25 protein-coding genes and 1 pseudogene are annotated in these 25,903 nt (G+C 70.1%); 15 read left to right on the forward strand and 11 right to left on the reverse strand.

The genetic code is table 11. From position 1 onward, the window contains the following. Positions 1-14 precede the first annotated feature (14 nt). Positions 15-332, reverse strand: a complete 318-nt coding sequence (locus AC07DU_RS20445; protein WP_360902709.1) for a cupin domain-containing protein — start codon at positions 330-332, stop codon at positions 15-17. An 89-nt stretch (positions 333-421) separates the two neighbouring features. Here AC07DU_RS20445 and AC07DU_RS20450 point away from each other — a divergent pair, with 89 nt between their 5' ends. From AC07DU_RS20450 to AC07DU_RS20470, 5 genes and pseudogenes are all read left to right on the forward strand, one after another. Then, complete coding sequence (locus tag AC07DU_RS20450) at positions 422-802, forward strand: phage holin family protein (RefSeq protein WP_360902712.1); 381 nt, start codon at positions 422-424, stop codon at positions 800-802. A gap of 11 nt (positions 803-813) precedes the next feature. Beyond that, positions 814-1,110, forward strand: a pseudogene (locus AC07DU_RS20455) (low molecular weight protein-tyrosine-phosphatase); the annotation flags it as partial. A gap of 17 nt (positions 1,111-1,127) precedes the next feature. Further along, positions 1,128-2,324: a cystathionine gamma-lyase gene (locus AC07DU_RS20460; protein WP_479112760.1), complete on the forward strand. Its 1,197-nt coding sequence runs from the start codon at positions 1,128-1,130 to the stop codon at positions 2,322-2,324. A 174-nt stretch (positions 2,325-2,498) separates the two neighbouring features. Beyond that, a complete protein-coding gene (locus AC07DU_RS20465) occupies positions 2,499-3,416 on the forward strand; it encodes a LysR family transcriptional regulator (protein WP_479112762.1) in 918 nt (305 codons plus the stop codon). Between the two features lie 59 nt (positions 3,417-3,475). Further along, entirely contained in the window at positions 3,476-3,955 is a 480-nt protein-coding gene (locus AC07DU_RS20470) for an NUDIX hydrolase (RefSeq protein ID WP_360902724.1), read from the forward strand. A gap of 36 nt (positions 3,956-3,991) precedes the next feature. Here AC07DU_RS20470 and AC07DU_RS20475 read toward each other — a convergent pair whose 3' ends face one another. Together AC07DU_RS20475 and AC07DU_RS20480 are read right to left on the reverse strand one after the other, a co-directional pair. Next, positions 3,992-5,197: a globin domain-containing protein gene (locus tag AC07DU_RS20475; RefSeq protein ID WP_479112764.1), complete on the reverse strand. Its 1,206-nt coding sequence runs from the start codon at positions 5,195-5,197 to the stop codon at positions 3,992-3,994. 121 nt (positions 5,198-5,318) lie between these two features. Next, entirely contained in the window at positions 5,319-5,969 is a 651-nt protein-coding gene (locus tag AC07DU_RS20480) for an HAD family hydrolase (protein WP_360902730.1), read from the reverse strand. A gap of 179 nt (positions 5,970-6,148) precedes the next feature. On the opposite strand from AC07DU_RS20480, the gene AC07DU_RS20485 reads away from it, so the two are divergent. The 3 genes from AC07DU_RS20485 to AC07DU_RS20495 are packed head-to-tail and all read left to right on the forward strand — an operon-like array spanning position 6,149 to position 8,749. After that, positions 6,149-7,042 carry a GNAT family N-acetyltransferase gene (locus tag AC07DU_RS20485; RefSeq protein WP_479112766.1) on the forward strand — a complete coding sequence of 298 codons (894 nt, stop codon included), beginning with the start codon at positions 6,149-6,151 and terminating at the stop codon, positions 7,040-7,042. 15 nt (positions 7,043-7,057) lie between these two features. Beyond that, positions 7,058-7,519, forward strand: a complete 462-nt coding sequence (locus tag AC07DU_RS20490) for a GNAT family N-acetyltransferase (protein ID WP_360902736.1) — start codon at positions 7,058-7,060, stop codon at positions 7,517-7,519. Between the two features lie 54 nt (positions 7,520-7,573). Next, entirely contained in the window at positions 7,574-8,749 is a 1,176-nt protein-coding gene (locus tag AC07DU_RS20495; protein ID WP_479112768.1) for a winged helix DNA-binding domain-containing protein, read from the forward strand. Between the two features lie 164 nt (positions 8,750-8,913). Here AC07DU_RS20495 and AC07DU_RS20500 read toward each other — a convergent pair whose 3' ends face one another. Together AC07DU_RS20500 and dnaB are read right to left on the reverse strand one after the other, a co-directional pair. Then, positions 8,914-10,299 (reverse strand): serine hydrolase domain-containing protein, encoded by a 1,386-nt coding sequence (locus AC07DU_RS20500; protein ID WP_479112770.1) that lies wholly within the window; start codon positions 10,297-10,299, stop codon positions 8,914-8,916. 9 nt (positions 10,300-10,308) lie between these two features. Further along, positions 10,309-11,781: a replicative DNA helicase gene (dnaB, locus tag AC07DU_RS20505; protein WP_360902760.1), complete on the reverse strand. Its 1,473-nt coding sequence runs from the start codon at positions 11,779-11,781 to the stop codon at positions 10,309-10,311. 451 nt (positions 11,782-12,232) lie between these two features. Here dnaB and AC07DU_RS20510 point away from each other — a divergent pair, with 451 nt between their 5' ends. Then, entirely contained in the window at positions 12,233-13,570 is a 1,338-nt protein-coding gene (locus AC07DU_RS20510; RefSeq protein ID WP_479112772.1) for an MATE family efflux transporter, read from the forward strand. A 133-nt stretch (positions 13,571-13,703) separates the two neighbouring features. On the opposite strand, the gene rplI is transcribed toward AC07DU_RS20510, so the two are convergent. The 4 genes from rplI to rpsF all read right to left on the reverse strand — a co-directional run bounded on the left by rplI (position 13,704) and on the right by rpsF (position 15,411). After that, entirely contained in the window at positions 13,704-14,150 is a 447-nt protein-coding gene (rplI, locus tag AC07DU_RS20515) for a 50S ribosomal protein L9 (RefSeq protein ID WP_360902748.1), read from the reverse strand. 18 nt (positions 14,151-14,168) lie between these two features. Further along, complete coding sequence (gene rpsR, locus AC07DU_RS20520; RefSeq protein WP_005315025.1) at positions 14,169-14,405, reverse strand: 30S ribosomal protein S18; 237 nt, start codon at positions 14,403-14,405, stop codon at positions 14,169-14,171. Between the two features lie 43 nt (positions 14,406-14,448). Continuing rightward, the gene (locus tag AC07DU_RS20525; RefSeq protein WP_366866113.1) at positions 14,449-15,048 is read right to left on the reverse strand and encodes a single-stranded DNA-binding protein; all 600 of its coding nucleotides are present in this window, start codon (positions 15,046-15,048) and stop codon (positions 14,449-14,451) included. A gap of 72 nt (positions 15,049-15,120) precedes the next feature. Further along, positions 15,121-15,411: a 30S ribosomal protein S6 gene (rpsF, locus tag AC07DU_RS20530; protein ID WP_004950685.1), complete on the reverse strand. Its 291-nt coding sequence runs from the start codon at positions 15,409-15,411 to the stop codon at positions 15,121-15,123. Between the two features lie 248 nt (positions 15,412-15,659). On the opposite strand from rpsF, the gene AC07DU_RS20535 reads away from it, so the two are divergent. The 3 genes from AC07DU_RS20535 (at position 15,660) to AC07DU_RS20545 (ending at position 18,310) form a co-directional block, all read left to right on the forward strand. Then, a complete protein-coding gene (locus AC07DU_RS20535; RefSeq protein WP_479029308.1) occupies positions 15,660-15,983 on the forward strand; it encodes a hypothetical protein in 324 nt (107 codons plus the stop codon). Between the two features lie 132 nt (positions 15,984-16,115). Then, complete coding sequence (locus tag AC07DU_RS20540) at positions 16,116-17,234, forward strand: lipid II:glycine glycyltransferase FemX (protein ID WP_361938767.1); 1,119 nt, start codon at positions 16,116-16,118, stop codon at positions 17,232-17,234. Positions 17,235-17,278: 44 nt separating this feature from the next. Then, a complete protein-coding gene (locus AC07DU_RS20545; protein WP_360904668.1) occupies positions 17,279-18,310 on the forward strand; it encodes an alanine racemase in 1,032 nt (343 codons plus the stop codon). Between the two features lie 10 nt (positions 18,311-18,320). On the opposite strand, the gene AC07DU_RS20550 is transcribed toward AC07DU_RS20545, so the two are convergent. Both AC07DU_RS20550 and AC07DU_RS20555 read right to left on the reverse strand, forming a co-directional pair. Then, complete coding sequence (locus tag AC07DU_RS20550; RefSeq protein ID WP_479112774.1) at positions 18,321-19,781, reverse strand: glycosyltransferase family 87 protein; 1,461 nt, start codon at positions 19,779-19,781, stop codon at positions 18,321-18,323. A 102-nt stretch (positions 19,782-19,883) separates the two neighbouring features. Then, a complete protein-coding gene (locus AC07DU_RS20555; protein ID WP_479029313.1) occupies positions 19,884-22,466 on the reverse strand; it encodes a transglycosylase domain-containing protein in 2,583 nt (860 codons plus the stop codon). A gap of 274 nt (positions 22,467-22,740) precedes the next feature. On the opposite strand from AC07DU_RS20555, the gene AC07DU_RS20560 reads away from it, so the two are divergent. From AC07DU_RS20560 to AC07DU_RS20570, 3 genes are all read left to right on the forward strand, one after another. Next, complete coding sequence (locus AC07DU_RS20560) at positions 22,741-23,343, forward strand: PadR family transcriptional regulator (protein WP_360904659.1); 603 nt, start codon at positions 22,741-22,743, stop codon at positions 23,341-23,343. A 49-nt stretch (positions 23,344-23,392) separates the two neighbouring features. Further along, entirely contained in the window at positions 23,393-24,475 is a 1,083-nt protein-coding gene (locus tag AC07DU_RS20565; RefSeq protein ID WP_360904656.1) for an inositol-3-phosphate synthase, read from the forward strand. Positions 24,476-24,580: 105 nt separating this feature from the next. Further along, positions 24,581-25,849: an MFS transporter gene (locus AC07DU_RS20570; protein ID WP_479112776.1), complete on the forward strand. Its 1,269-nt coding sequence runs from the start codon at positions 24,581-24,583 to the stop codon at positions 25,847-25,849. Positions 25,850-25,903 lie beyond the last annotated feature (54 nt).

Below are 25,903 nucleotides of genomic sequence, written 5' to 3' on the forward strand. Positions count from 1 at the left end.
GCGAGCGCCCCCGATCAGCCCTCCGGCGGGGAGAACACCACCAGCACCCTCAGGTCCTCGCTGATGTGGTGGAACCTGTGCGGGACGCCCGCGGGGACGTAGACCACGCTGCCGCGCGCCACCGTGGTCGTCTCCTCCCCGACCGTGATCGAGGCCCGCCCGCTCACGACGAAGTACACCTCGTCCTGGCGGTGCGGCTGCTGCGGATCGCTCTGCCCCGCCTCCAGCGCGTACAGCCCGACCGACATGTTCCGTTCGCGCAGGAACTGCAGATAGGCCCCGTCGTTCGCGGCCCGTTCCGCTTCGAGCTCGTCAAGCCGGAAGGCTTTCATCGTGGTTGTGCCCCTTGTACTCGATCGTGCCGCCGCATCCGCTGATCTGCGGATGTCCCACCGGGATCTTCTCTGCCACGATCAGACACATGACGAATTTCGTAGTCAAGACGCTCGCCAACGCTGCGGCCCTGGCCGTCGCCATCGCGCTCCTCGGCGGCATCACCCTCGACGACGGCAGCAGCCTGGGCCGCCGGACGCTCACCCTCTTCCTGGTCGCGCTGGTCTTCGGCCTGGTCAACTTCATCGTCAAGCCGGTGGTGAAGCTGTTCTCGCTGCCGCTGTTCATCCTCACGCTCGGCCTGTTCACCCTGGTCGTAAACGCCCTGATGCTGCTCCTGACCTCCTGGCTGGCCAAGGAGCTCGACCTCAGCTTCCACGTCGACGGCTTCTGGACCGCGGTCGTCGGCGGCCTGATCATCTCCATCGTCTCCTGGGCCGTGAACATGGTCCTGCCCGACAAGAACTGACCGGGCCACCCATGTACCGCGTGTGCTTCGTCTGCACGGGCAACATCTGCCGCTCGCCCATGGCCGAGTCCGTCTTCCGCACCCACGTCGCACGGGCCGGACTCGACACCCTCGTCGAGGTGGAGAGTGCCGGGACCGGCGGCTGGCACGAGGGCGACGGCGCCGACCCGCGCGCCGTCTCGGTCCTGGAGGCCGCCGGCTACGCGCAGGACCACCGGGCCCGGCAGTTACGGTCCTCCTGGTTCGCCCGCCTCGACCTCGTCATCGCGCTGGACGCCGGGCACCTGCGGGACCTGCGCGCACTCGCACTGAAGGAGCACACCGCGTGAACGAACACACCACCGGAGCAGCCGGACCGGCAGGACCCAGCGAGCCGGCCGGCCGCCGGCCCAAGGACGGGCGGGGCGACGGCACCCGCGCCGTCCGCGCCGGACTGCCCGAACCCGTCAAGAACGAGCCGGCGCTGCCCGGACCGGTCTTCGCCGCCCATTTCCACCTCCCGGGCGACGTCGAAGGTCCGTACACCTACGGCCGCGACACCAACCCCACCTGGACCCTGCTGGAACGGGCCATCGGGGAACTGGAGGCCCCCGGCGAGGACGTGCACACGATCGTCTTCGCCTCCGGCATGGCGGCGATCTCCGCCGTCCTGCTGTCCCAGGCGCGCACCGGTGACACCGTCGTCCTGCCCGACGACGGCTACCAGGCGCTGCCGCTGGTGCGGGAGCAGCTGGAGGCGTACGGGATCCGGGTGCGCACCGCTCCGACCGGCGAAGACGCCCAGCTCACGGTCCTCGACGGGGCCCGGCTGCTGTGGATCGAGACCCCGTCCAACCCCGGGCTCGACGTCTGCGACGTACGTCGCCTCGCGGCCGCCGCGGACGCCGCCGGGGCCCTGGTCGCCGTCGACAACACCCTCGCCACCCCGCTGGGGCAACGGCCCCTCCAGCTCGGGGCCGACTTCTCCGTGGCCAGCGGCACCAAGGGCCTCACCGGCCACGGTGACCTGCTGCTCGGCTACGTCGTCTGCCGCGATCCGGAACGCGCCGCCCAGGTCCGGCGCTGGCGCAAGATCGTCGGCGCCATCCCGGGCCCGATGGAGGCCTGGCTCGCCCACCGCTCCCTGGCCACCCTCCAGTTGCGCGCCCAGCGTCAGTGGGCCAATGCGCTGGCCGTCGCGGAGGCGCTGGCCGACCGCGTCGAGGTGACCGGGCTGCGCTACCCGGGCCTGGCGACGGACCCGTCCCACAAGACGGCCGCCCGCCAGATGCGGGGCTTCGGATCGGTGGTCTCCTTCACCCTGCCGGACCGCGCCCACGCGCAGCGGTTCCTGGCCGGCCTGCTCCTGGTCGAGGACGCCACGAGTTTTGGAGGCGTACGGTCCACCGCGGAGCGGCGCGGTCGCTGGGGCGGCGACGCCGTGCCGGAGGGGTTCATCCGCTTCTCCGCCGGGGCCGAGGACATCGAGGACCTGGTCGCGGACGTCCTGCGGGCCCTTGATCTCGCGGGTCAGCAGGGCTGACCGGAGCGTGGAAGGGCGGTCCGAGCCTCCCCCCTAGTGGCTCGGACCGCCCCGGGTTCCGCGCGAAGAACCACACGTCAAGGCTAGTTGACCCTGCGTCAGAGTCCAATCACGGTAACGACAGGAGGCCATCGGCATATTTATAGTGGAAGGCCCCCACCGAGAGGTGCCGCGATGGACCTGGCCCTGCTGCGCACCTTCGTCGCCGTCCACCGCGCCGGCTCGTTCACCCGCGCCGCCGCCCTGCTGGGGCTGTCCCAGCCCGCCGTGACCTCGCAGATCCGCACCCTCGAACGCCAGTTGGGGCGCCCGCTCTTCCTGCGCCGGGCCCGCGGCGTCACCCCCACCGCCGTCGGCGACGAGCTCGCCCACAAGGCCGCCCCGCACCTCGACGCGCTGCTGCGGATCACCGAGGCCGAGCGGGACGCCGCCGGCACGTTACGCACCCTGCACGTCGCCGGCCCCCCCGAATTCCTGTGCCTGCGCGTGCTCCCCGCCCTCGCACCCCTCGTAGGCCGCGGCCACACCCTGCGCTCCACCCTGCAGACCGGCGCCGAGGCGGCCCTGGACGGCCTCGCCGCCGGCCACCACGACCTGGTCGTCACCACCGCCCAGCCACGCGGAGGCCTCTTCACCGCCACCGCTCTGTGCGACGAGGAGCACGTCCTGGTCGCCGCGCCCTACTGGGCCGGCCTCGTCGACACGGACCGGCTGCGCCACGGGGGTCCCGCCCCGGGTCCCGCCGCTCTCGACGGCATCCCGCTCGTCGAGGTCCACGAGAGCCTGCCGCTCGTCACCCGCTACTGGGCCGCCGTCTTCGACACCGCGCCGGACACCAAATCCATGGCCGCCACCGTGGTCGCGCCCGACCTGCGGGCCGTACTGGAATGCGTCCTGGCCGGTGCCGGACTCGCCGTCCTGCCGCGGTACCTGTGCCAGGAGGCGCTCGACCGGGGCCGGATCGTGGCCCTGATGGAGCCGCCGGTGCCGCCCCTGCGCACCTGGTTCCTGGTCGTACGCACGGGGAGCCTCTCCCTCACCCACCTCTCCAGGGCCCGCGACTGGCTGCTGGAGGCCGCCTCGCGCTGGTGAGCTTCTCTTTTCGCCTCGTGGCGCGTTTCAGAAGCGGAGCGGTGGGCCACTCTTCTCCCATGACCGAACGTCCCGTCGTCAAACGCACCGCCCGCGCGATCCTGCTCGACGGTGACGACCTGATCCTCATCAAGCGCACCAAGCCCGGCCTCGATCCGTACTGGCTCACCCCCGGCGGCGGCGTGGAGCCCTCGGACGCCACCGTGGTCGACGCCCTCCACCGGGAGGTCGACGAAGAACTCGGCGCGAAGATCACCGATGTGGTGCCCTGCTTCGTCGACACCGTCGAGCACATCGCCGACGGCGGAGTGACCGGCGTGAAGGTGCAGCACTTCTTCGTCTGCCGCCTCGAATCGATGGATCCGAACCTTCGGCACGGCCCCGAGATCGACGAGCCCGAGGGCGAGTACGAGATCGTCCGCGTCCCGTTCAGCAGGGTGGGCATCGCCGCCGTCCACCTGGTCCCCCTGTCCCTGCGGCACTACCTCGACGGCAACATCGAGGGTGTACGCGCCATGCACGCCTCCGACCTCGGCTGAGGCGACGAGTGGGGGCCGGCGGGCGGCCCGCCGGTCTCACCCGGCGATGCCCGCCAACTCCTCCACCGCGTCGTGGCGGATCCGCTCGCCGGGAATCCCGATCCGCAAGAGCTCGTCCACCCCGCTGCGGATCATCGCGGGCGGCCCCGAGACGAACGCGTCGTACGAGCTCCACGGCCCGTGCGCGCCGATCGCCTGCGGCAGCTGCCCGGCCAGCCCGTCACCGACCATCGGACGCACCGACAGCCACGGATGCGAGCGCTGCAGCCCCAGCATCGTGTCCTTGTCGTAGAGGTCGCTGTCGCTGCGCGCCCCGAAGAACACCTCCACCGGCCGTCGCTGACCGTGTTCCGCCACGTCCTCGATCAGCGCCTTGATCGGGGCCATACCGGTGCCCCCGGCCAGGCACAGCATGCCGTTGTCCGTGGTGTGGTCCACCACCATCGAGCCCGCCGGCGGTCCGAGGCGCAGCACGTCCCCCGGGCGGGCGTGGCGCACGAGCGCGGTGGAGACCCATCCCGCCGGGACGGCCTTGACGTGAAAGGACAGCAGTCCGTCGGCGCGCGGAGCCGAGGCGAAGGAGTAGTGCCGCCACACCCGCGGCCACCACGGGGTCTCCACGCTCGTGTACTGGCCGGCCAGGAAGGGGTACGGCTGATCGGGGCGGACGGTCAGGACCGCGATGTCCGGGGTGCGCAGGTCGTGGGAGACCACCTCCGCGTACCACCACGCCGGAGCCCTGGCCTCGTCTTCCGCAGCCGCGTCGATCATGGTCTGGGAGATCAGGGTGTAGGCGCGCACCCACGCGGCCTCGGTCTGCGGCCCCCAGTCCTGCGCGTACCGGGCCAGCGCTCCGAGGAGGGCCTCACCCACCACGGGGTAATGCCCGGCCATCGTCCCGTACTTGCGGTGCCCGGTGCCCAGTCGGCTCAGGTAGGGGACGAGCACGGACGGGTCGTCGATGTGTTCGGCGGCGGTCAGCAGCGCCTTCAGCAGCCGGTCGCGCTGGGTGTCCATGGCGGCGGGGAACATGCCGCGGATTTCCGGGTGTCCGGTGAACACCAGGGCGTAGAAGTACGAGGTCATCCTGTCGGCGACGGGTGCGATCTCCGCGAGGGTCCGGCGGATGAGCACGGCGTCCGGTGAGGGATCGGTCGCGCCGCCCCCGGCGGGTATCCGGTCCGTCCCCCCTCTGGCCGAGCTGGTGGGCGGAGCGTCCATGTGGTGCCTCGCTTCGAGCATCTTGGTCGGTCTGCACGCGCCACGGCCTATGAATCCGTGGTTCCAGGTTTCACAGCCTGCCAGCCCACTCGGATACCTGTGGGGGAATGACGAAAGTCGGCGTTTCGAACCCACTTTCCTCTTAAGATGCCTCAACTCCCTGGCGTGCCGCCCCTACGAGCTGGTACGCCTCCCGCAGATCCCGGCCCTCGTAGATGTGGGTCGCACGCTCCGCCAGATGAGGGCGCGCGTTGACCGCCACCGAGACCGGCACCACCTCGAAGAGCATCGCGTCGGTCGCCGAATCCCCGTATGCGACGCAGTCGCTCCGTCCCACCCCGAACTGCTCGCACAGCCGGTCCGCCACGGTGACCTTGGCCTCGGGGGTCAGGATCCCGTGCGCCTCCACGGGCCGGGTGAACGGCACTTCGGGGAAGAGTGACCCGTGCGCGGCGTGCGCGCCCCACTCCAGGAGCAGTTCCACGAAGAAGGACGGCGACAGGGAGATCACCGCGCAGTAGTCCCCGCGCTCTCGGATCTCCTGCCACACGTCCCGGATCCCGGCGAGCCAGGGAGCCCCGTCGAACGCCGCCCGGACATGCGCGGGCGTCAGCTCCGCCCACAGCGCGTGGGCCGCCACCGAGAACTGGTGCGGGCCGATCTCCCGCGCGGCGAAGGCCCGTTCCAGCGCGGCGATCTCGGTGCCCAGACCGAGCTGGCGGGAGATCTCGACGGGCGCGGCCGAGCCGTACATCAGCGTCCCGTCGAGGTCGAAGAGGTGCAGGAGGGTCATAGCGGTCGAGGCTAGCTCCTCCGTTTCACGTGAAACACGATGTTCCACGTGAAACACCGACACGTTTCACGTGAAACATCCCCGGACCGCCCGCCCTCCAGGGGGAGGACGTGTTTCACGTGAAACATCCCCGCCCAAATCCTCTGGACGGACCCCAGTCGATGATCCAGTCTGAGTCGGTGACACCACCACACATCACCGATCTGCCGATCCGAGCGCTCACCGTGGACGATCTCCGCCACTGCGCCGACCTGTCCGAAGATCGTGGCTGGCCCCGTGAGGACCACAAGTGGGGCCTGCTGCTCGCCGCCGGAAACGGCTATGGCGTCGACGCCCCGGACGGCCGGGGTCTCGCGGCCGTCTGTGTCGTCACCCAGTACGGTCACGGCCACGCGGGCCCGGAGCTCGCCGCCATCGGGATGGTCCTCGTCGCCGGCCGCTACGCCCGCCAGGGCATGGGCCGCCGCCTGATGACGCACGTCTGCGACGAGGTGCTCAAGGGCGTCCCTCTCACCCTGCACGCCACCGCCTACGGCCGCCCCCTCTACGAGGATCTCGGCTTCGAGACCACGGGCCGCGCCGAGATGCTCCGCGGTGTCTTCCGGCCCGAGGGCGCACCCGGCACGTACGGCGCGTCCCGGGTCCGCCCGGCCACCGCCGAGGACCTCCCGCGCATCCTGCGTCTGGACGCCGAGGTCTTCGGCGCCGACCGCACCCACATGATCGTCCGGCTGCCCGCCTTCGCCGACCAGCTGGTCGTGGCGGAGGACCCCACCGGCGACGGCACCCTCACGGGCTACGCCGCAGCCTGGCCCAACATGGACACTCATGTCATCGGCCCCCTGGTCGCCCACGACCTCGGCACGGCGCAGTCCCTGATCACCGCACTCGCCCTGGCCGGCGACCGGCCGCTGCGCACCGACGTCGACGTCCGCCACGAGGAGCTCCTCGGCTGGCTCAAGGGCCGCGGCCTCGACTCCATCGCCTTCAACGCCGTGATGACCCGCGGCATCCCCGCACTGCCGGGTGACTGGACCCGTCGCTGGGCGCCACTCACCGTGGCCGCAGGCTGAGAAAGGGAACTCACCATGACCGACACCCCCGAGCTGGAGATCCGGCCCGCCACCGAGGCCGATCTGCCCGCCATCGTCGCCATGCTCGCCGACGACCCCCTGGGCGCCACCCGCGAGTCCCCGGACGACCTCACCCCGTACCTCGCGGCACTCAAGCGGCTGACCGACGACCCCCACCAGCACCTGGTCGTCGCCGTACGCGCCGACCGCGTCGTGGGCACCCTCCAGCTGACCATCGTCCCGGGCCTCTCCCGCAAGGGAGCCACCCGCTCGATCATCGAAGGCGTCCGCGTCCACGCGGACGAACGCGGCAGCGGTCTGGGCAGCCGGTTCGTCGAATGGGCCATCAACACGTCTCGCGAAGAGAACTGCACCCTCGTCCAGCTGACCTCGGACGTGACCCGGACCGATGCCCACCGCTTCTACGAGCGCCTGGGATTCACCGCGTCCCACGTCGGATTCAAACTGCACCTCTGACGGTCCGCCGCACGCCGGGTCGCCGCGGGAGCGACCCGGCCTACGATCGGGAGAATGAGCTCCCGCCTCCCCCTGATCACCACCGCCGAGCGCCGCCACCGGCTCGGCCGACGCCACCGCCTGGCCCCCTCGGCCCGAGCCGCCACGGTGGTGGAGGCAGCGGACTCCGTCGTCGCCCTGCACGCCACCGACGCCGCGACCGTCTTCCTCTCCGCCCGCGCCCGGCTCACAGCAGGCGGCCCCGCGGCAGTCGAGCAGGCCCTCTACGAGGACGTCAGCCTCGTCCGGCTGCTCAGCATGCGCAACACGCTCTTCGCGGTCTCGGCCGAACTCGCCCCGTACATCGACTCCTCCACAGCCCGGGCCATCGCCGTCAAGGAGCGCCGCAGCCTCCTCAAGCACCTCGACGAGGACGGGCAGGGACTCGACGCCCGGTGGCTGGCCGCGGCGGAGACCGCCGCGCTCGACGCGCTCGACGCCCTCGGCCCCACCACCGGCAGCCAGTTGTCCGCCGCCGTGCCCGCCCTGCGCCAGAAGATCACCATCGGCCGCGGCAAGAAGTACGAGACGCAGACCGGGGTCGCCACCCGTGTCATCCGCCTGCTGGCCGCCGACGGCCGGATCCGCCGCGACCGGCCCCGCGGCTCCTGGACCTCCAGCCAGTACCGCTGGGTCCACACCGAGCCCTGGCCCCCCGTACCCGCCGCCGAGGCCCGCGCCGAGATCGCCGGCCGCTGGCTCCACGCGTACGGCCCCGCCACCGAAGCCGACCTCAAGTGGTGGACCGGCTGGACCCTCACCGACGTCCGCAAGGCCCTCGCCGCCGTGGGCCCCGACCAGGTCCTGCTCGAAGACGGCAGCACCGCCCTCGTCAGTCCGGGGGACACCGGGCCCGAACCGGCCCCGGAGCCCTGGGCCGCGCTGCTCCCGGCCCTGGACCCCACCGGCATGGGCTGGACGGACCGGGGCTTCCACCTCGACCCCGCACACAAGGCCGTCCTCTTCGATTACGCGGGCAACATCGGCCCCACCGTGTGGTGGAACGGCGAGATCGTCGGCGGATGGGCCCAGCGCTCCGACGGCGAGGTCGTGTGGCGGCTGCTGGGCAGCCCCGGCCGCGGCGCCGAACAGGCGATCGCGGCCGAGGCCGCCCGCCTCGCCTCCTGGGTGGGCGACGCCCGCATCACCCCGCGCTTCCGCACCCCGCTGGAACGGGAACTCGTCGCCTAGTGCTGTGGCCGGGAAGGTTCGCCGGGTCGTGGTGTCCGGTGCGGTGCATCGCAAGGCGGAGGCCCGCGGCTCGTACTGGACGTACGTGCGCGGTCCGACAACGCAGCGAGGTGCCGTGCCGGGCGGCGCGACCCGGTGGACCTTTCCGGTCACAGCACTAGTGCTCAGCCGATGCCACGCCAGCCCTGCGGGTCCACCCCGCCGGGCACCGGCGCCTGGGCGTCGTACGGCTCCCGCGTGAAGACGAAGGACGCGAGGTCGAGGTGGCTCACCGAGCCGTCCTCGCGCCGCACGGCCCGCAAGGTCTCGCCGGCGTAGTAGCCGGACAGGCCGGTCCAGCTGCCGTCCGGCTCGGACCGGAAGCGGGCCGTCCGCCCGCTCCCGCCCACCGGCGCCAGCAGCAGCGACCCGTCCGCGGTCAGCCGCACCACCTGGGCCGAAGTCCCCCAGTACCAAGGGCCGCACAGCTCCAGCGCCACCGGATCCGACTCCCGCAGCGGCCGCCACGGCCGCGGGAAGGCCGGTTCGGCGTCCGCGACGATCCGCACCAGGTCCGCGGCCACCGTCGCGGCCGCGAGCCCCGAGGTGCAGTTCGCCAGGACCACCGCCGCCACGTCGTCGCCCTCGCTCAGCCACAGGCCCGCGACGAACCCGGGCAGTGATCCGCTGTGCCCCGCCAGCCTGCGTACGCCGTCGCTCATCAGCTGCATCCCCAGCCCGTAGCCGATCTCGGCCAAACCCGGCTCCGGAGGCGCGGCCGACGTACGCATCTCCCGTACCGAGTCCTCGCTCAGGACCCGCTCGTCACCGCGCAGCAGGAAGGCGGCGAACCGCGCCAGATCCCTGGTCGTGGACCACAGTTGACCGGCCGCGGCCATCAGCCCCAGATCCTCCAGCGGCTCTGGCATCATCACGTCCGCCCACGGATGCACCGCCCAGCCGCCCGCGTGGGGGGCCTGCGGCTGACCACTCGTACGGCCGAGCCCCAGGGGCTCCAGCACCTCGGCCCGCAGGACCTCTTCCCACGGCTTGCCGCGCAGCGCCTCGACGAGCGAACCCAGCAGGGTGTAGCCCGGGTTGGAGTAGTGGTGCCGACCGCCGGGTGCGAGCTTGAACGGCTCGTCACCGAGCACGTCGGCCAGTTCGGGGCGCAGCTCGCCGGGTGTGCGCTCCCACCACGGGCCGGGCGTCTCCGCCGCCAGTCCACCGGTGTGGGAGAGCAACTGGGCGATGGTCACCGCTCCGACGCCGGTGCCCGGCAGGTGCCGCTCCAGCGGATCGGAAAGGCTCAGCAGCCCCTCGTCCCGCAGGCGCATCACCAGAACAGCGGTGAAGGTCTTGCTGATCGACCCGATCCGGTACTGCACGTCCCCGTCCGGGCCGTGCCCCTCCACCGACGTCCGGGAGCCCTCCCAGACCACCTCCCCGCCCCGCATGACGGCCGCCACCACGGACGGCGCCCGCCCCTCGCTCTGTGCGACGGCGATCCGGTGCCGCAGCGCACGCCGGGTGGCAGGGAGAAGTTCCCGGTCCTCAGAAAGGTCATCCATGATCGGATGCTACGTGTTGGCCATGTCCACGAACCGCGAATAGTGGCCCTGGAAGGCCACGGTGATGGTGGCCGTGGGGCCGTTACGGTGCTTCGCCACGATCAGGTCCGCTTCGCCCGCGCGAGGGGACTCCTTCTCGTACGCGTCCTCGCGGTGCAGCAGGATCACCATGTCCGCGTCCTGCTCGATCGAGCCCGATTCACGCAGGTCGGAGACCATCGGCTTCTTGTCCGTGCGCTGTTCGGGACCACGGTTCAGCTGGGAGAGCGCGATCACGGGGACCTCCAGCTCCTTGGCCAGCAGCTTGAGGTTTCGGGACATGTCCGAGACCTCCTGCTGACGGCTCTCGGGGCGGCGCGAGCCGCCCGACTGCATCAGCTGGAGGTAGTCGATGACCACGAGCGACAGGTCGTTGCGCTGCTTGAGCCGACGGCACTTGGCGCGGATCTCCATCATCGACAGGTTCGGGGAGTCGTCGATGTAGAGCGGGGCGGCGGAGACGTCCGGCATCCGGCGGGCCAGCCGCGTCCAGTCGTCGTCCGTCATCGTGCCCGAGCGCATGTGGTGCAGCGCCACCCGGGCCTCAGCCGAGAGCAGGCGCATCGCGATCTCGTTGCGCCCCATCTCGAGGGAGAAGATCACGCTCGGCAGGTTGCTCTTGATGGAGCAGGCCCGGGCGAAGTCCAGCGCGAGGGTGGACTTACCCATGGCGGGACGGGCGGCGATGACGATCATCTGGCCCGGGTGCAGGCCGTTGGTCAGCGAGTCCAGATCCGTGAAACCGGTGGGGACGCCCGACATCTGGCCACTGCGGGAGCCGATCGCCTCGATCTCGTCGAGGGCGCCCTCCATGATGTCGCCCAGCGGCAGGTAGTCCTCGGAGGTCCGCTGCTCGGTGACGGCGTAGATCTCGGCCTGGGCGCTGTTGACGATCTCGTCGACGTCGCCGTCGGCGGCGTAGCCCATCTGCGTGATCTTCGTGCCCGCGGCGACCAGGCGGCGCAGGACGGCGCGCTCGTGGACGATCTCCGCGTAGTACTCGGCGTTCGCCGCCGTGGGCACGGACTGGACCAGGGTGTGCAGGTACGAGGCCCCGCCGACCTTGCTGATCTCCCCGCGCCGGGTGAGCTCGGCGCCGACGGTGATCGGGTCGGCCGGCTCGCCCTTGGCGTACAGGTCGAGGATGGCCTGGAAGATCGTCTCGTGCGAGGGCCGGTAGAAGTCGTGGCCCTTGAGGACCTCGACGACATCGGCGATGGCGTCCTTCGAGAGCAGCATGCCGCCGAGCACCGACTGCTCGGCGTCTAGGTCCTGCGGGGGTACGCGCTCGAAGCCGCCACCACCGCCGCCCCCGCCGTCCCAGGATCCGCCCTCGCGGCCCCGGTCGTGCTGTTCGTCCCCGCGGCCGCGGCCTTCGCCGGTGCGGCGTGAACGGGCGGGCAGACGGTCACCCGGACCGCTGTCGGCCCAGGGGTCGTCCATGGGCTCGGGCATGCTCACCGGGCCGCCTCCTCCCGTCCGCAACGCGGACCTCGCCGTGGCACTCTTCTACGACACGGCTCTGACATTTGGGGCACCCGAGCCGTCTGTCGACGAGTCGGGCAACGCACCACGGTAGGGCCGGGAGCGGCGTCAGCCAATCTTGTTATCCACAGGCTGTGTGGATGAGATGTGGACGACGGCGCCAATGCTGTGGGTAACTCCCCAGAAGCTGTGTACGGACCGGGGGACGACGCTGTGGACAAAATCACCTGACCCCCTGCTGCACCCCACCTGAGCTGGGCTTTCCCGTTTGGGGAGCTGGGGGAGAGAAAAATCTTGGCCACTGTCTCAAGATCGCCTCCAATGAGGTGGACGGACTGCGCGAGTCGCAGCTTTGGTAAGAGTCTAAATAGCCTTGCATCCATTACCTGTGGAAGATTAGATTGGACGCATGACCCAGGCCCTCCGCGCACCCAAGGCCGGGCCGCGACGGCACGACCGCGAGATCTTCGCACTCGCCGTCCCCGCCTTCGGCGCCCTCGTCGCCGAGCCCCTTTTCGTGATGGCCGATAGCGCCATCGTGGGACACCTCGGCACCCCCCAGCTGGCGGGCCTCGGCATCGCGGCCGCCCTGCTCACCACCGCCGTGAGCGTCTTCGTGTTCCTCGCCTACGCCACCACCGCGGCCGTCGCCCGCCGGGTCGGGGCGGGCGACCTCCCGGCGGCCATCCGGCAGGGCATGGACGGCATCTGGCTCGCCCTCCTGCTGGGCGCGGCCGTGATCGCCGTGGTGCTGCCCGCGGCGCCCTCGCTGATCTCCCTCTTCGGGGCCTCCGACACCGTCGCCCCGTACGCGATCACCTATCTGCGGATCTCCGCCCTCGGCATCCCGGCCATGCTCGTGGTCCTGGCCGCCACCGGCGTCATCCGCGGCCTCCAGGACACCCGCACCCCGCTGTACGTGGCCGTCGGCGGCTTCGCCCTCAACGCTGGGCTGAACGCCGCCCTCGTCTACGGCGCGGGCTTCGGCATCGCCGGCTCCGCCTGGGGCACGGTGATCGCCCAGTGCGCCATGGCCGCCGCCTACCTGGTCGTGGTCGTGCGCGGGGCACGGCGACACGGGGCCTCGCTGCGGCCGGACACCGCGGGCATCCGGGCCTGCGCCCAGGCCGGCGCACCGCTGCTGGTGCGGACCCTTTCGCTGCGTGCCATCTTGATGATCACGACCGCCGTGGCCGCCCGGCTCGGCGACGCCGACATCGCGGCCCACCAGATCCTGCTCTCCCTGTGGAGCCTGCTCGCCTTCGCCCTGGACGCCATCGCCATCGCCGGTCAGGCGATCATCGGCCGCTACCTGGGCGCGGGTGACACCGACGGCGCGAAGGCCGTGTGCCGCCGCATGGTGCAGTGGGGGATCGCCTCGGGCGTCTTCCTCGGCCTTCTGGTGGTCCTGGCCCGGCCGGTGTTCATTCCCCTGTTCACCAGCGATCCGACGGTCGAGGCGGCCCTGCTGCCCGCCCTGCTCGTCGTCGCCCTCTCCCAGCCCGTCTCCGGCATCGTCTTCGTCCTCGACGGTGTCCTGATGGGTGCCGGCGACGGCCGGTACCTCGCCCGGGCCATGGTGCTGACCCTCGCCGTGTTCGCCCCCGCCGCGCTGCTCGTCCCGGTCATGGGCGGCGGTCTGACGACGCTGTGGTGGGCCATGACGCTCATGATGCTGGTACGGATGCTCACCCTCCAGCTGCGCGCCCGCTCCGGCCGGTGGCTGATCGTGGGGGCCACCCGCTAGGAGCTCTCATGTTTCACGTGAAACGTCCGAGGACCCGGTGATGTTTCACGTGAAACATCACCGGGTCCTCGGAACGACGAAGGGCACGACGAAGGGCCGCACCCCGAGGGGTGCGGCCCTTCATGCGCAGCCCTTAGGCGGCGACGACCTCGACGCCCACGTTCGCGGCCACGTCGGCGTGCAGACGCACGGAGACCTGGTACGAACCGAGGGTCTTGATCGGCGAGCCCAGCTCGACGCGGCGCTTGTCGACCTTCGGGCCACCCGAGGACTCGATCGCCGTGGCGATGTCGGCCGGGGTCACGGAACCGAAGAGACGACCGGCGTCACCCGCGCGGGTGGCCAGACGGACCTTCACGCCCTCGAGCTTGGCCTTGACCTCGTTGGCCTGCTCGATGGTCGCGATCTCGTGGATCTTGCGGGCGCGGCGGATCTGCGCCACGTCCTTCTCGCCACCCTTGGTCCAGCGGATCGCGAAACCACGCGGGACCAGGTAGTTGCGAGCGTAACCGTCCTTGACGTCGACGACATCGCCGGCGGCACCGAGGCCAGAAACCTCGTGGGTCAGGATGATCTTCATTAGTCGGTCACCCTTTCCTTATCGTGCGGTGGACGTGTAGGGCAGCAGCGCCATCTCACGGCTGTTCTTGACGGCCGTGGCGACGTCACGCTGGTGCTGCGTGCAGTTGCCGGTAACGCGGCGGGCACGGATCTTGCCGCGGTCGGAAATGAACTTCCGCAGCATGTTCGTGTCCTTGTAGTCCACGTATGCGGTCTTGTCCTTGCAGAACGCGCAGACCTTCTTCTTAGGCTTGCGCACAGGCGGCTTCGCCATTGTGTCTCTCCTGTGTGATCAAGAAGTGGGGGTGCGAGCTGCCCTAGAAGGGCGGCTCGTCCGAGTAGCCACCGCCGGAGCCGCCGGAGCTTGCGCCCCAACCGCCCCCGCCGCCGCCCTGCTGCTGCTGGCCGCCGGCCGGCGCGCTGGACGCCCACGGGTCGTCGGAGGGAGCTCCGCCGCCCTGCGGGGCACCGGTGCTGGGGGCTCCGCCCCAGTTACCGCCGCCGCCACCCTGCTGCTGACCGCCGCCGCCGTACCCACCCTGGCCACCGCGACCGGTGGTCTTGGCGACCTTGGCCGTGGCGTTCTTCAGGCTGGGGCCGACTTCCTCGACGTCCAGCTCGTAGACCGTGCGCTTGACACCCTCACGGTCCTCGTACGACCGCTGCTTCAGCCGGCCCTGCACGATGACGCGCATGCCTCGCTGAAGGGACTCGGCGACGTTCTCCGCCGCCTGCCGCCACACCGAGCAGGTCAGGAACAGGCTCTCGCCGTCCTTCCACTCATTGGTCTGACGGTCGAAGGTGCGGGGGGTGGACGCGACACGGAACTTCGCGACCGCCGCACCCGAGGGGGTGAAGCGCAGCTCGGGGTCGTCGACGAGATTGCCGACGACCGTGATGACGGTCTCGCCTGCCATGGATGAACCTCTCGGCGGGGATTGCTGCTGGGCTGCTGTGCTACTCGGTCCCGATTACCGCTGAACCGAAGTTCAGTGGGTCTCGGGGCGAAGGACCTTGGTCCGGAGAACCGACTCGTTCAGGTTCATCTGTCGGTCAAGCTCCTTGACGACCGCAGGCTCGGCCTGAAGGTCGATGACCGAGTAGATGCCCTCGGGCTTCTTCTTGATCTCGTAAGCGAGACGACGACGGCCCCAGGTGTCGACCTTCTCGACCTTTCCGTTGCCCTCACGGACGACAGAAAGGAAGTTCTCGATCAGCGGGGAGACAGCGCGCTCCTCGAGATCGGGGTCGAGGATGACCATCACTTCGTAGTGACGCATGTGGAACCCACCTCCTTTGGACTCAGCGGCCACGGTCGTTCCGTGGCAGGAGGGTCGTGATGCGTGCGCACGGTGTCCGAAAGCAGACACCGCGCAGCTGTACAGACTACCTCCTCGACTCCTTCCGGTTGAAATCCGGCGGGAGAGGGCCACAATCTGTATCCATCGGGTGTGCTCGGTGCTAGGTCCCCGGCCCCCGCCGGGGCGGCCCGCAGCACCGCTCAGCTTCAGCCAGGAGGTGCCTTCCGATGGCACAGGCAATGCGGCCCCAGTCCACGACCCGCCAGATCTCCCTCCTCTCCACCGACGGCAAGCCCCACCCGCTCCAGGACACCCTGCTGGCGGTAACGCTGGTGCTCGGCGCCGTGGCGTTCGTCACGGCCTTCTTCCACAACCTGCACCTGGTCAGCTCGTGGGCCGGGCTGGTCGGCATCCTGACCGGCGCCTACGGACAGTTCGTCTCGGTCACGACACGCGAGCGCTTTGCCCTGATCATCGGCCTTGGCGCCGCTGCCCTCGGCTTCTTCCTCGGGATGGCGCACGGCGGCCTCTTCGGCGGCTGGCTGGGCTGACGGGGGCCCCTCCGCGACGGGGCGCCGGCCGCAGACCGGCCCGGGCTGCGGCCCGTCCCCCAGATGGGTGGCGCCCCCGTCGCAGTAGGCTTCGCGCCATAGCCAGCGAAGCCGCCGGAGGAGACGCCCCGCATGAGCCTGTCCCTGAGGACCATCAGCCGAGAGCAGCATCTGGGTTACCTCCAGAGCCTGCCCTCGGCGAGCCACTGCCAGGTCCCGGCGTGGGCCGACGTGAAGAACGAGTGGCGCTCGGAGAACCTCGGCTGGTTCAACGAGTCCGAGGAACTCGTCGGTGCCGCCCTCGTGTTGTACCGGCAGCTGCCCAAGGTGAAGCGGTACCTCGCGTACCTGCCCGAGGGCCCGGTCATCAACTGGTACGCCCCCAACCTGGACGAGTGGCTCCAGCCGATGCTGGCCCACCTCAAGCAGCAGGGCGCCTTCACCGTGAAGATGGGCCCGCCCGTCGTCATCCGGCGCTGGAACTCGGCCGCCATCAAGGCCGGCATCCAGGATCCGAACGTGAAGCGCCTGCGTGACGTGGAGGCCTCGGTCATCGAGCCCCGCGCCTTCGAGGTGTCCGACAAGCTGCGCCGCATGGGCTGGCAGCAGGCCGAGGACGGCGGCGCCGGTTTCGGCGACGTGCAGCCGCGCTACGTCTTCCAGGTCCCGCTGGCCAACCGCTCGCTGGACGACGTCCTCAAGGGCTTCAACCAGCTGTGGCGCCGCAACATCAAGAAGGCCGAGAAGGCCGGTGTCGAGGTCGTCCAGGGCGGCTACGACGACCTGCCGACCTGGCAGCACCTGTACGAGATCACGGCCGAGCGCGACAAGTTCCGCCCGCGCCCCCTCAGCTACTTCCAGCGCCAGTGGACGGCCCTCAACTCCGAGGACCCCAACCGGATGCGCCTCTACATCGCCACGCACGAGGGGGAGCCGCTGGCCGCCGCCACGATGCTCACCGTCGGCCAGCACGTCTGGTACTCGTACGGCGCCTCCGCCAACCACAAGCGCGAGGTCCGGCCCTCCAATGCGATGCAGTGGCGCATGCTGCGCGACTCGTACGCGCTCGGTGCGAGCGTCTACGACCTGCGCGGCATCTCTGACACGCTGGACGAGAATGACCACCTGTTCGGTCTGATCCAGTTCAAGGTCGGCACGGGCGGCGAGGCCGTCGAGTACGTCGGCGAGTGGGACTTCCCGCTCAACAAGATGCTGCACAAGGCGCTCGACATCTACATGTCGCGCCGCTGATCCCCCTGATCCCCGCTGTTATCGAGAAAGGTGCCGGACGGGCCATGGCGCTCACGCTCTACGTCGACACCGCGCGCTGGCGTGCGCACCAGAAGCAGGTCCAGGACCAGTTCCCCGGAATGGTCCCGGTCTGCAAGGGCAACGGCTACGGCTTCGGTCACGAGCGCCTGTGCGAGGAGGCGACCCGCATGGGCGCCGACGTCCTCGCCGTCGGCACGACGTACGAGGCCGCGAGCATCAAGGACTGGTTCGGCGGCGACCTGCTCGTCCTCACCCCGTTCCGGCGGGGCGAGGAGCCGGTGCCGCTGCCGGACCGGGTGATCCGCTCGGTGTCCTCGCTGGACGGGGTCCGCGGCCTGGTCGGTGCCCGGGTGGTCATCGAGTGCATGAGCTCGATGCGCCGTCACGGGATCTCCGAGCAGGACCTGGGCCAGCTGCAGGGGGCCATCGAGGACGTCCGGCTGGAGGGCTTCGCCCTGCACCTGCCGCTGGACCGCCCGGACGGCTCGGACGCCGTCGAGGAGGTCATCGGCTGGATGGACAGGCTGCGCGCGGCCCGGCTGCCGCTGCACACGATGTTCGTCAGCCACCTGCGGGCCGAGGAACTGGCACGGCTTCAGCAGCAGTTCCCGCAGACCCGCTTCCGGGCCCGCATCGGCACCCGGCTGTGGCTGGGCGACCACGACGCGACCGAGTACCGCGGCGCGGTCCTCGACGTCACGCGCGTCGCCAAGGGCGACCGGTTCGGCTACCGCCAGCAGAAGGCCGCCTCCGACGGCTGGCTGGTCGTGGTCGCGGGCGGTACCTCGCACGGTGTGGGCCTGGAGGCCCCCAAGGCCCTGCACGGCGTGATGCCGCGCGCCAAGGGCGTCGCCCGGGCGGGTCTGGCCACGGTCAACCGGAATCTGTCGCCGTTCGTGTGGGCGGGCAAGCAGCGCTGGTTCGCCGAGCCCCCGCACATGCAGGTGTCGATCCTGTTCGTGCCCTCGGACGCGGCCGAGCCGAAGGTCGGCGACGAGCTCGTCGCGCACCTGCGCCACACCACCACGCAGTTCGACCGGGTGCTCGACGCCTGAGCCCGCCCGGTCAGTCCTTGGGGTCGATGCCCCAGTGGACCCGCTGTCCCTCCGAGGGCGCCGCGTACTGCGGCGCCCTCGCCGCGTCCGACAGGACGAACACGTCCGCGGCGCCGTCCAGGACGCCTCCGGAGGGGTCGTCCGAGCCGTCCCGGCGCACGACGTCCCGTTCGGGCATCAGGATGTCCCGGACGATGACCGCGCACAGGTAGACGGTGGTCAGCAGGTGGGCCGCGATCGCCAGCTGGTAACCCTCGACGGGCAGGCCCTGGTGCTTGTCCCCGCTGGTCGTGTAGGCGAGGTAGAACCAGATCCCGAGGAAGTAGACGACCTCGCCGGCCTGCCAGACCAGGAAGTCCCGCCACCGCGGCCGGGCCAGCGCGGCGAGTGGGATGAGCCACAGCACGTACTGCGGCGAGTAGACCTTGTTGAACAGGATGAAGACGGCGACGACCAGGAAGGCCAGCTGCGCGAACCGGGGCCGGCGCGGAGCGGTCAGGGTGAGCAGTCCGATGGCCCCGCACAGCAGGAGCGTCAGCCCGGTGGCGTAGGTGTTGGCATCGGTCAGGGGGTTGCCGGAGCGCTGGGAGATCAGCAGCCACACCGACCCGAAGTCGATGGGGCGCTCCTGGCTGAAGGTGTAGAACTTCGTCCAGCCGTCCCAGGCGAAGAGCATGACCGGCAGGTTCACCAGGCCCCAGGCTCCGGCCGCGCCGCCGGCCGCAAGGCCGAAGTCGCGCCACTTGCCGGCCCGCCAGCAGAGTACGAACAGCACCCCGAGCAGCAGGACGGGATAGAGCTTGGCCGCCGTGGCCAGGCCGATGAAGACGCCGAAGAGGGGCGCCCGCCCGCGGGACCACATCAGCATCCCCGCGGCGGTCAGGGCGATGGCCAGCAGGTCCCAGTTGATCGTCGCGGTCAGGGCGAAGGCGGGCGCGAGCGCGAAGAGCAGGGCGTCCCACGGCCGGCGGCGGTGGGTGCGGGCGACGCACACGGCGATGACGGCCGCGCAGGCCATCAGCATGCCGGCGTTGACCATCCAGTACATCTGCTCGCGGTGCTGCATGGAGCCGCTGCCGGGAGTCAGCCAGGAGGCGATCTCCATGAAGAGCCCGGTGAGCACCGGATACTCCAGGTACTCCATGTCGCCGGGGAGCCGGTCGAAGTAGGGCGTCAGGTTGTCGGCGAAGCCGCGCACCGCGTACAGGTGGGGGATGTCGGAGTAGCAGGCATGGGTGTACTGCGAGCCCGCTCCCCGGAACCACGCCCAGTCGTAGCAGGGCAGCTTCTGCACCATGCCCAGCGCGAACATGCCGATGGCGATGAGGACCACGACACGGACCGGTCCCAGCCAGTGGCCGCCGAGCCGGGCATGGCGGCCGAGCGGGCCGCCGAGGAACTCAGCTCCGGCTGCGGCGACCTCGTCCTGCTGCGTGGGCAGTACGGGGCGGTCCTCGTGCACCTTGGTCATGGGGGTCATCCTGCCGTACCGGGCCGGACATGGGGGAAGGCCGTCGCAGCGGGTGCGACGGCCTTCCCCGTTCACTTCATCGCGCGCGGCGGGCGGGGCCCGTCACTCGGGTGCGGTGAACGTTCCCGCGGTGGAGCTGCCCGGGCGGCCCGGTTTGGCCGTGTTCGTCGGTGACGGTGAGCCGCTGGATCCGCCGTCGCCTCCGCCGATGAGCCCTCCGGTGGTGCCTCCGCTGGTGCTGCTCGTGGGCTCCGGGTCGCAGTACAGCTCCCACGGCTTGCAGGGCTTGCCGCTCTTGGAGGGGGAGGGGCGGCCCGACGGTGTGGGCGACGGCTGCGTGGACGGGGACGGGGACGGCGACGGGGCGACCGCCGAGGGCGTGGGGGAGGGGGCGCCGGAGGCGTCCGCGGTGACGCCGATGTCCTCGGCCTCGGGGAAGTCCTTGACCGGGGTGCCCTTGAGCGCTTCGCGCATGTACTCGGTCCAGATCGCGGCCGGAATGTCACCACCGTGGATGGAGGGGATGTCACCCACGCCGTTCATGGAGATCAGCTCCTTGCCCGCCGAGTTGGGGTCGGTGCGGAAGAGCGTGACCGAGGTCGACAGTTCCGGGGTGTAGCCGACGAACCACGCCGACTTGTTGAAGTCGGTGGTACCGGTCTTGCCCGCGGCGGGCCGGCCCAGCTTCTTGGCCTTGGTGCCGGTGCCGTTCTCGACGACGTTCTCCAGGACCTTGGTGATGTTGTCCGCGATGGAGCTGTCCATGGCGCGCTGGGCCTTGGGGGGCTCGAAGCCGGGCAGCTTCTCGCCGTCCTTGTCGACCTCGATCACCGAGTAGGGCTCGTGGTGCGTGCCGGAGGCGGCGAAGGTGGCGTAGGAGTCGGCCATCCGGATGGCGCTGGGGGTGGAGGTGCCGAGCGCGAAGGACGCGTCGTTGTTCGGGTTCAGCGACTCCTCCAGGAGGCCCGTGGCCTTGGCCACCTCCCGGACCTTGTCGTGGCCGACGTCGAAGACGAGCTGGGCGAACGGGACGTTGATGGACTTCTCCATCGCCTCGTTGAGGGTCACGTACCCGAAGGCGGTGGGGCTCTCGTTCTTCTGCTTGAACGGGTTGCCGGAGGCGTCGCGCAGCGGCTTGCCCTCACGGTTGTTGATCACGGTGAGGTCGTTGGCCTGGTACTTGCTGTCGGCCGAGATGCCCCGGCCCTTGGAGTTCTGCGTGCCGTACTCCATGGCCGCCGCGAGCACGTACGGCTTCCAGGTCGAGCCGACCGGGACACCGCTGGTGTTGGCGTTGTTGCTGAAGTACTTCTGGTCCCAGCCCGGACCGCCGTACAGGGCCACGAGCGCCCCGGTCTTCACGTCCACGGAGGCCGCGCCGAACTGTACGAAGGTGTCGGTGTCGGGGCGCTTCTTCTCGTCGATGAACCCGTTGCGGGTGTCCTCGACCGCCTTGGCCAGGGCGTCCACCTTCGGCTTCTGGAAGGTGGTCTTGATCCGGTAGCCGCCTCGGGCCATCTGCTCCGCGGTGATGCCCTTGGTCTTCATCACGTACGCCTTGGCCGTGTCGACCAGGTAACCGATCTGGCCGGTCATGCCGCGGGCCTGCTCCGACTCCACGCGCGGGGGGAAGTCCGCGTCCTTGTACTTGGCCCGCTCGGCCTTGTCCATCCGGCCGACCTCGACCTCGCGGTCCAGCACCCAGGCCCAGCGCTTCCTCGCCCGGTCCTCGTTGAGGGCGGGGGTGGCCGCGGGGCCGATCCCGCCGTCCGGGTTGTACAGGTTGGGGCCCTTGAGCACGGAGGCCAGGAAGGCGCACTCGGCGGGGTTCAGCTCCTGGCTGTCCTTGCCGAAGTAGGCGCGGGCCGCGGCCTGGATCCCGTAGGCGTCCCGGCCGTAGTAGGCGGTGTTGAGGTAGCCCGCGAGGACCGTGTCCTTCTCCTCGGAGACACCCAGCTTGATCGCGATGAAGAGCTCGGTGACCTTGCGCTTGAGCGTCTGGTCGGAGTCCAGGTAGGTGTTCTTCACGTACTGCTGGGTGATGGTCGAGCCGCCCTGGGTGGAACCGCCCGAGGCCATGTTGTACACGGCGCGGGCGATGCCCATCGGGTCCACGCCCTTGTCCGTGTCGAAGGACTCGTTCTCCGCCGCGATCACGGCGTCCCTCATGGACCGGGGAATGCTGGAGATGGGCACGATCTGCCGGTTCATCGAGCCGCCGGTCGCCACCATCTGGCTGCCGTCCGCCCAGTAGAAGACGTTGTTCTGCGCCTGGGCCGCCTTGTTCGGGTCGGGGGTGTTGACCATGGCGATGCCGAGGCCGGTGCCGGCGACGATGACGGCGAAGAAGCCCAGGGCCGTTCCGCAGACGAACTTCCAGGAGGGCACGAAGCGCTTCCAGCCGTCCCGGTCGGACCGCGGGTAGTTGATCAGCCGCTTGTCCGGACGGCCACTGCCGCGAGCCGCGTTCCCGGTACCCCGGCCCGCGGTCCCTCTGCGGGCAGCACGCCGCGCCGCCGCACGGCTGGCCTGTGCGGGCGGTTCCGCATGCGGGCCGCTGGGCGACGCGGTGGGGACGTCGCGGCCGGCCGTGGCGCCCCGGCCGGGGCGCTGCTGGGCGGCCCGGCGGGCCGCGGCGCGCCCACCATTTTGGGGCTGCGACGGTTTGCGGCGGTGCTCGCTCATCGAACGACTACTCCTCGGGCAGGCGAGTGGCCTGGAAGCGGCAGGTGAATTCCGGTTCCCCCGGTGTCCTGGCGCACAGACTACGCACGCTCAAAACCCGACCAGTGCCGAAGTTCACCCCAAATCAGGCAACCTGCCTGGTACGAATTGGTGATGTGACACCGGTCACCCCCGCCCCCCTTGTCGATGTTGGTGGGTCGTTCTATCGTCTGGATGTATCGAGTCGATACATCAGCTCGGTATAAAGACTCAGAGTCGGAGGAGAGGCAGGCGGATGAGCAGACGCTCAGGCATCCTCGAATTCGCCGTCCTCGGCCTGCTTCGCGAGTCCCCCATGCACGGTTACGAGCTGCGCAAGCGGCTCAACACCTCACTGGGGGTGTTCAGAGCCTTCAGCTACGGGACGCTCTACCCCTGCCTCAAGACGCTGGTCGCCAACGGCTGGTTGATCGAAGAGCCGGGCAATGCCCCGGAAGACGCTCTCGCCGCTTCACTCGCAGGGCGCCGCGCCAAGATCGTCTACCGGTTGACGGCCGCGGGTAAGGGGCACTTCGAAGAGCTCCTGTCCCACACGGGTCCCGATACCTGGGAGGACGAGTCCTTCGCCGCCCGCTTCGCCTTCTTCGGTCAGACCGAACGAGAAGTGCGCATGCGGGTGCTGGAGGGCCGGCGCAGCCGGCTGGAGGAGCGTCTGGAGAAGATGCGCGCCTCCCTCGCCCGAACGCGGGAGCGCCTCGACGACTACACCCTTGAGCTGCAGCGTCACGGCATGGAGTCCGTAGAGCGTGAAGTGCGCTGGCTGAACGAGCTCATCGAGAGCGAGCGGGCGGGACGGGATCAGAGACGACCCGGTCCGTCCGACGAAACTGCAAAGTGAGGCCTGCATCTTGCAGACCTCGTCCGAGAACAAACAGGGAGCAACCGGAATGGGTTCGGTTCGCGTAGCCATCGTCGGCGTAGGCAACTGCGCCGCCTCGCTGGTGCAGGGCGTCGAGTATTACAAGGACGCCGACCCGGCGGCCAAGGTCCCCGGTCTGATGCACGTCCAGTTCGGCGACTACCACGTGCGTGACATCGAGTTCGTCGCCGCGTTCGACGTCGACGCGAAGAAGGTCGGCCTCGACCTTTCGGACGCCATCGGCGCCAGCGAGAACAACACGATCAAGATCTGCGACGTCCCGAACGCCGGGGTGACCGTTCAGCGCGGCCACACCCTGGACGGCCTGGGCAAGTACTACCGCATGACGATCGAGGAGTCCGCCGAGACTCCCGTCGACGTGGTCCAGATCCTCAAGGACCGTCAGGTCGACGTCCTGATCTGCTACCTGCCGGTCGGCTCCGAGGAAGCGGCGAAGTTCTACGCCCAGTGCGCCATCGACGCCAAGGTCGCCTTCGTCAACGCCCTCCCGGTCTTCATCGCCGGCACCAAGGAGTGGGCTGACAAGTTCACCGAGGCCGGTGTCCCGATCGTCGGCGACGACATCAAGTCGCAGGTCGGCGCCACCATCACGCACCGCGTGATGGCGAAGCTGTTCGAGGACCGCGGTGTCCGTCTTGAGCGCACCATGCAGCTCAACGTCGGCGGCAACATGGACTTCAAGAACATGCTCGAGCGGGACCGCCTCGAGTCGAAGAAGATCTCCAAGACGCAGGCCGTCACCTCGCAGATCCCCGACCGTGAGCTCGGCGAGAAGAACGTGCACATCGGCCCGTCCGACTACGTCGCGTGGCTCGACGACCGCAAGTGGGCCTACGTCCGCCTTGAGGGTCGTGCCTTCGGCGATGTCCCGCTGAACCTCGAGTACAAGCTCGAGGTGTGGGACTCCCCGAACTCCGCCGGTGTCATCATCGACGCCCTGCGCGCCGCGAAGATCGCCAAGGACCGCGGTATCGGCGGCCCGATCCTGTCGGCGTCCAGCTACTTCATGAAGTCCCCGCCGGTGCAGTACTTCGACGACGAGGCCTACGCCAACGTCGAGAAGTTCATCAAGGGCGAGGTCGAGCGCTAGTCGAACCGCACGGGTGCCGACGGCGCCCTGGCTTCGGCTGTTCTTCCGCCGAGGGTCCCCGGGCAATGCGCCCGGGGACCCTCGGCGTATGTGACCCTTGCCCTCATGCCTGTCGTACGTGATCTGCGCGTACTCCTGCGTCTGAGGGACTTCCGCAACCTCCTCGCCGTACGGCTGCTCTCCCAGGCGGCGGACGGTGTCTACCAGGTCGCGCTCGCCACCCATGTCGTCTTCTCCCCCGAGAAGCAGACCTCGCCGGCCGCCATCGCCTCGGCCATGGCCGTACTGCTGCTGCCGTACTCGGCGATCGGCCCCTTCGCCGGGGTCCTGCTCGACCGCTGGCGCCGCCGCCAGGTCTTCCTCTACGGCAACCTGCTGCGGGCCTTCCTCGCCTGCGTCACCGGGATGCTGATCGCCACGCCCGTCCCCGACTGGCTGTTCTACGCTTCGGCGCTGTCCGTGACCGCCGTCAACCGCTTCGTACTGGCCGGGCTCTCCGCCTCACTGCCCCACGTCGTCGGACCCGACCAGCTGGTCACCGCGAACGCGCTCTCCCCCACCGCCGGAACCCTCGCCGCGGTCGCCGGCGGAGGACTGGCCTTCCTCGTCCGCGTGCTCGCCTCCGACTCCGACGCCCTCGTCGTCCTGCTCGGGGCCGCGCTCTACCTGTGTGCGGCCCTGGTCTCGCTGCGCTTGGCCATCGGCCTCCTCGGGCCCGACCACCCCCCGGGCCGGATCCACCCCTCGATCGCCGAAGGGATCGCCCTGGCCACGCGCGGGATGATCGAAGGACTCAGGCACCTCGCCGCCCGCCGTCCGGCGGCGCGGGCGCTGGCCGCGATGACGATGATGCGGTTCTGTTACGGGGCCCTGTTCGTCATGCTGCTGATGCTCTGCCGCTACTCCTGGTCGGACAACGAGTCCGACGGGCTGGCCCTGCTGGGCGTCGCGGTCGGCGCCTCGGGGGCCGGCTTCTTCGCGGCCGCCGTGGTGACCCCCTGGCTGGTGGGCCGGCTGGGCACCCTCGGCTGGATCACCGCCTGCTCCGCGGGCGCCGCGGTCCTGGTGCCCGCCCTCGGCCTGTCCTTCACACCGGGCCCCATGCTGGCCGCCGCGTTCGTCCTCGGCCTCGCCACCCAGGGAGCCAAGATCTCCACGGACACGGAGGTGCAGTCCCGCGTCGACGACGACTACCGCGGCCGGGTCTTCTCCGTGTACGACGTGCTCTTCAACATCGCCTTCGTCGGCGCCGCCGCGGTGGCCTCCCTCATACTCCCGGCCAACGGACGGTCGGTGCTCCTGCTTCTGTGCGTGGCGGCCCTCTACGCCCTGACCGCGGCGCTGCTGACCCGGCAGCGGCGATGTTTCACGTGAAACATGGCCTCGGAAACGGCGTCGGTGAGGGTGTTTCACGTGAAACACCCTCAC

It is taken from the genome of Streptomyces sp. NPDC045695 (assembly GCF_056432025.1).

Excerpts from the sequence above, each read along its gene's own strand:
- AC07DU_RS20445 (WP_360902709.1), bottom strand. The coding sequence starts at position 332 with ATGAAAGCCTTCCGGCTTGACGAGCTCGAAGCGGAACGGGCCGCGAAC.
- AC07DU_RS20450 (WP_360902712.1), top strand. The coding sequence starts at position 422 with ATGACGAATTTCGTAGTCAAGACGCTCGCCAACGCTGCGGCCCTGGCC.
- AC07DU_RS20465 (WP_479112762.1), top strand. The coding sequence starts at position 2,499 with ATGGACCTGGCCCTGCTGCGCACCTTCGTCGCCGTCCACCGCGCCGGC.
- AC07DU_RS20470 (WP_360902724.1), top strand. The coding sequence starts at position 3,476 with ATGACCGAACGTCCCGTCGTCAAACGCACCGCCCGCGCGATCCTGCTC.
- AC07DU_RS20475 (WP_479112764.1), bottom strand. The coding sequence starts at position 5,197 with ATGCTCGAAGCGAGGCACCACATGGACGCTCCGCCCACCAGCTCGGCC.
- AC07DU_RS20480 (WP_360902730.1), bottom strand. The coding sequence starts at position 5,969 with ATGACCCTCCTGCACCTCTTCGACCTCGACGGGACGCTGATGTACGGC.
- AC07DU_RS20490 (WP_360902736.1), top strand. The coding sequence starts at position 7,058 with ATGACCGACACCCCCGAGCTGGAGATCCGGCCCGCCACCGAGGCCGAT.
- AC07DU_RS20495 (WP_479112768.1), top strand. The coding sequence starts at position 7,574 with ATGAGCTCCCGCCTCCCCCTGATCACCACCGCCGAGCGCCGCCACCGG.
- AC07DU_RS20500 (WP_479112770.1), bottom strand. The coding sequence starts at position 10,299 with ATGGATGACCTTTCTGAGGACCGGGAACTTCTCCCTGCCACCCGGCGT.
- dnaB (WP_360902760.1), bottom strand. The coding sequence starts at position 11,781 with ATGGACGACCCCTGGGCCGACAGCGGTCCGGGTGACCGTCTGCCCGCC.
- AC07DU_RS20510 (WP_479112772.1), top strand. The coding sequence starts at position 12,233 with ATGACCCAGGCCCTCCGCGCACCCAAGGCCGGGCCGCGACGGCACGAC.
- rplI (WP_360902748.1), bottom strand. The coding sequence starts at position 14,150 with ATGAAGATCATCCTGACCCACGAGGTTTCTGGCCTCGGTGCCGCCGGC.
- rpsR (WP_005315025.1), bottom strand. The coding sequence starts at position 14,405 with ATGGCGAAGCCGCCTGTGCGCAAGCCTAAGAAGAAGGTCTGCGCGTTC.
- AC07DU_RS20525 (WP_366866113.1), bottom strand. The coding sequence starts at position 15,048 with ATGGCAGGCGAGACCGTCATCACGGTCGTCGGCAATCTCGTCGACGAC.
- rpsF (WP_004950685.1), bottom strand. The coding sequence starts at position 15,411 with ATGCGTCACTACGAAGTGATGGTCATCCTCGACCCCGATCTCGAGGAG.
- AC07DU_RS20535 (WP_479029308.1), top strand. The coding sequence starts at position 15,660 with ATGGCACAGGCAATGCGGCCCCAGTCCACGACCCGCCAGATCTCCCTC.
- AC07DU_RS20540 (WP_361938767.1), top strand. The coding sequence starts at position 16,116 with ATGAGCCTGTCCCTGAGGACCATCAGCCGAGAGCAGCATCTGGGTTAC.
- AC07DU_RS20545 (WP_360904668.1), top strand. The coding sequence starts at position 17,279 with ATGGCGCTCACGCTCTACGTCGACACCGCGCGCTGGCGTGCGCACCAG.
- AC07DU_RS20550 (WP_479112774.1), bottom strand. The coding sequence starts at position 19,781 with ATGACCAAGGTGCACGAGGACCGCCCCGTACTGCCCACGCAGCAGGAC.
- AC07DU_RS20555 (WP_479029313.1), bottom strand. The coding sequence starts at position 22,466 with ATGAGCGAGCACCGCCGCAAACCGTCGCAGCCCCAAAATGGTGGGCGC.
- AC07DU_RS20560 (WP_360904659.1), top strand. The coding sequence starts at position 22,741 with ATGAGCAGACGCTCAGGCATCCTCGAATTCGCCGTCCTCGGCCTGCTT.
- AC07DU_RS20565 (WP_360904656.1), top strand. The coding sequence starts at position 23,393 with ATGGGTTCGGTTCGCGTAGCCATCGTCGGCGTAGGCAACTGCGCCGCC.
- AC07DU_RS20570 (WP_479112776.1), top strand. The coding sequence starts at position 24,581 with ATGCCTGTCGTACGTGATCTGCGCGTACTCCTGCGTCTGAGGGACTTC.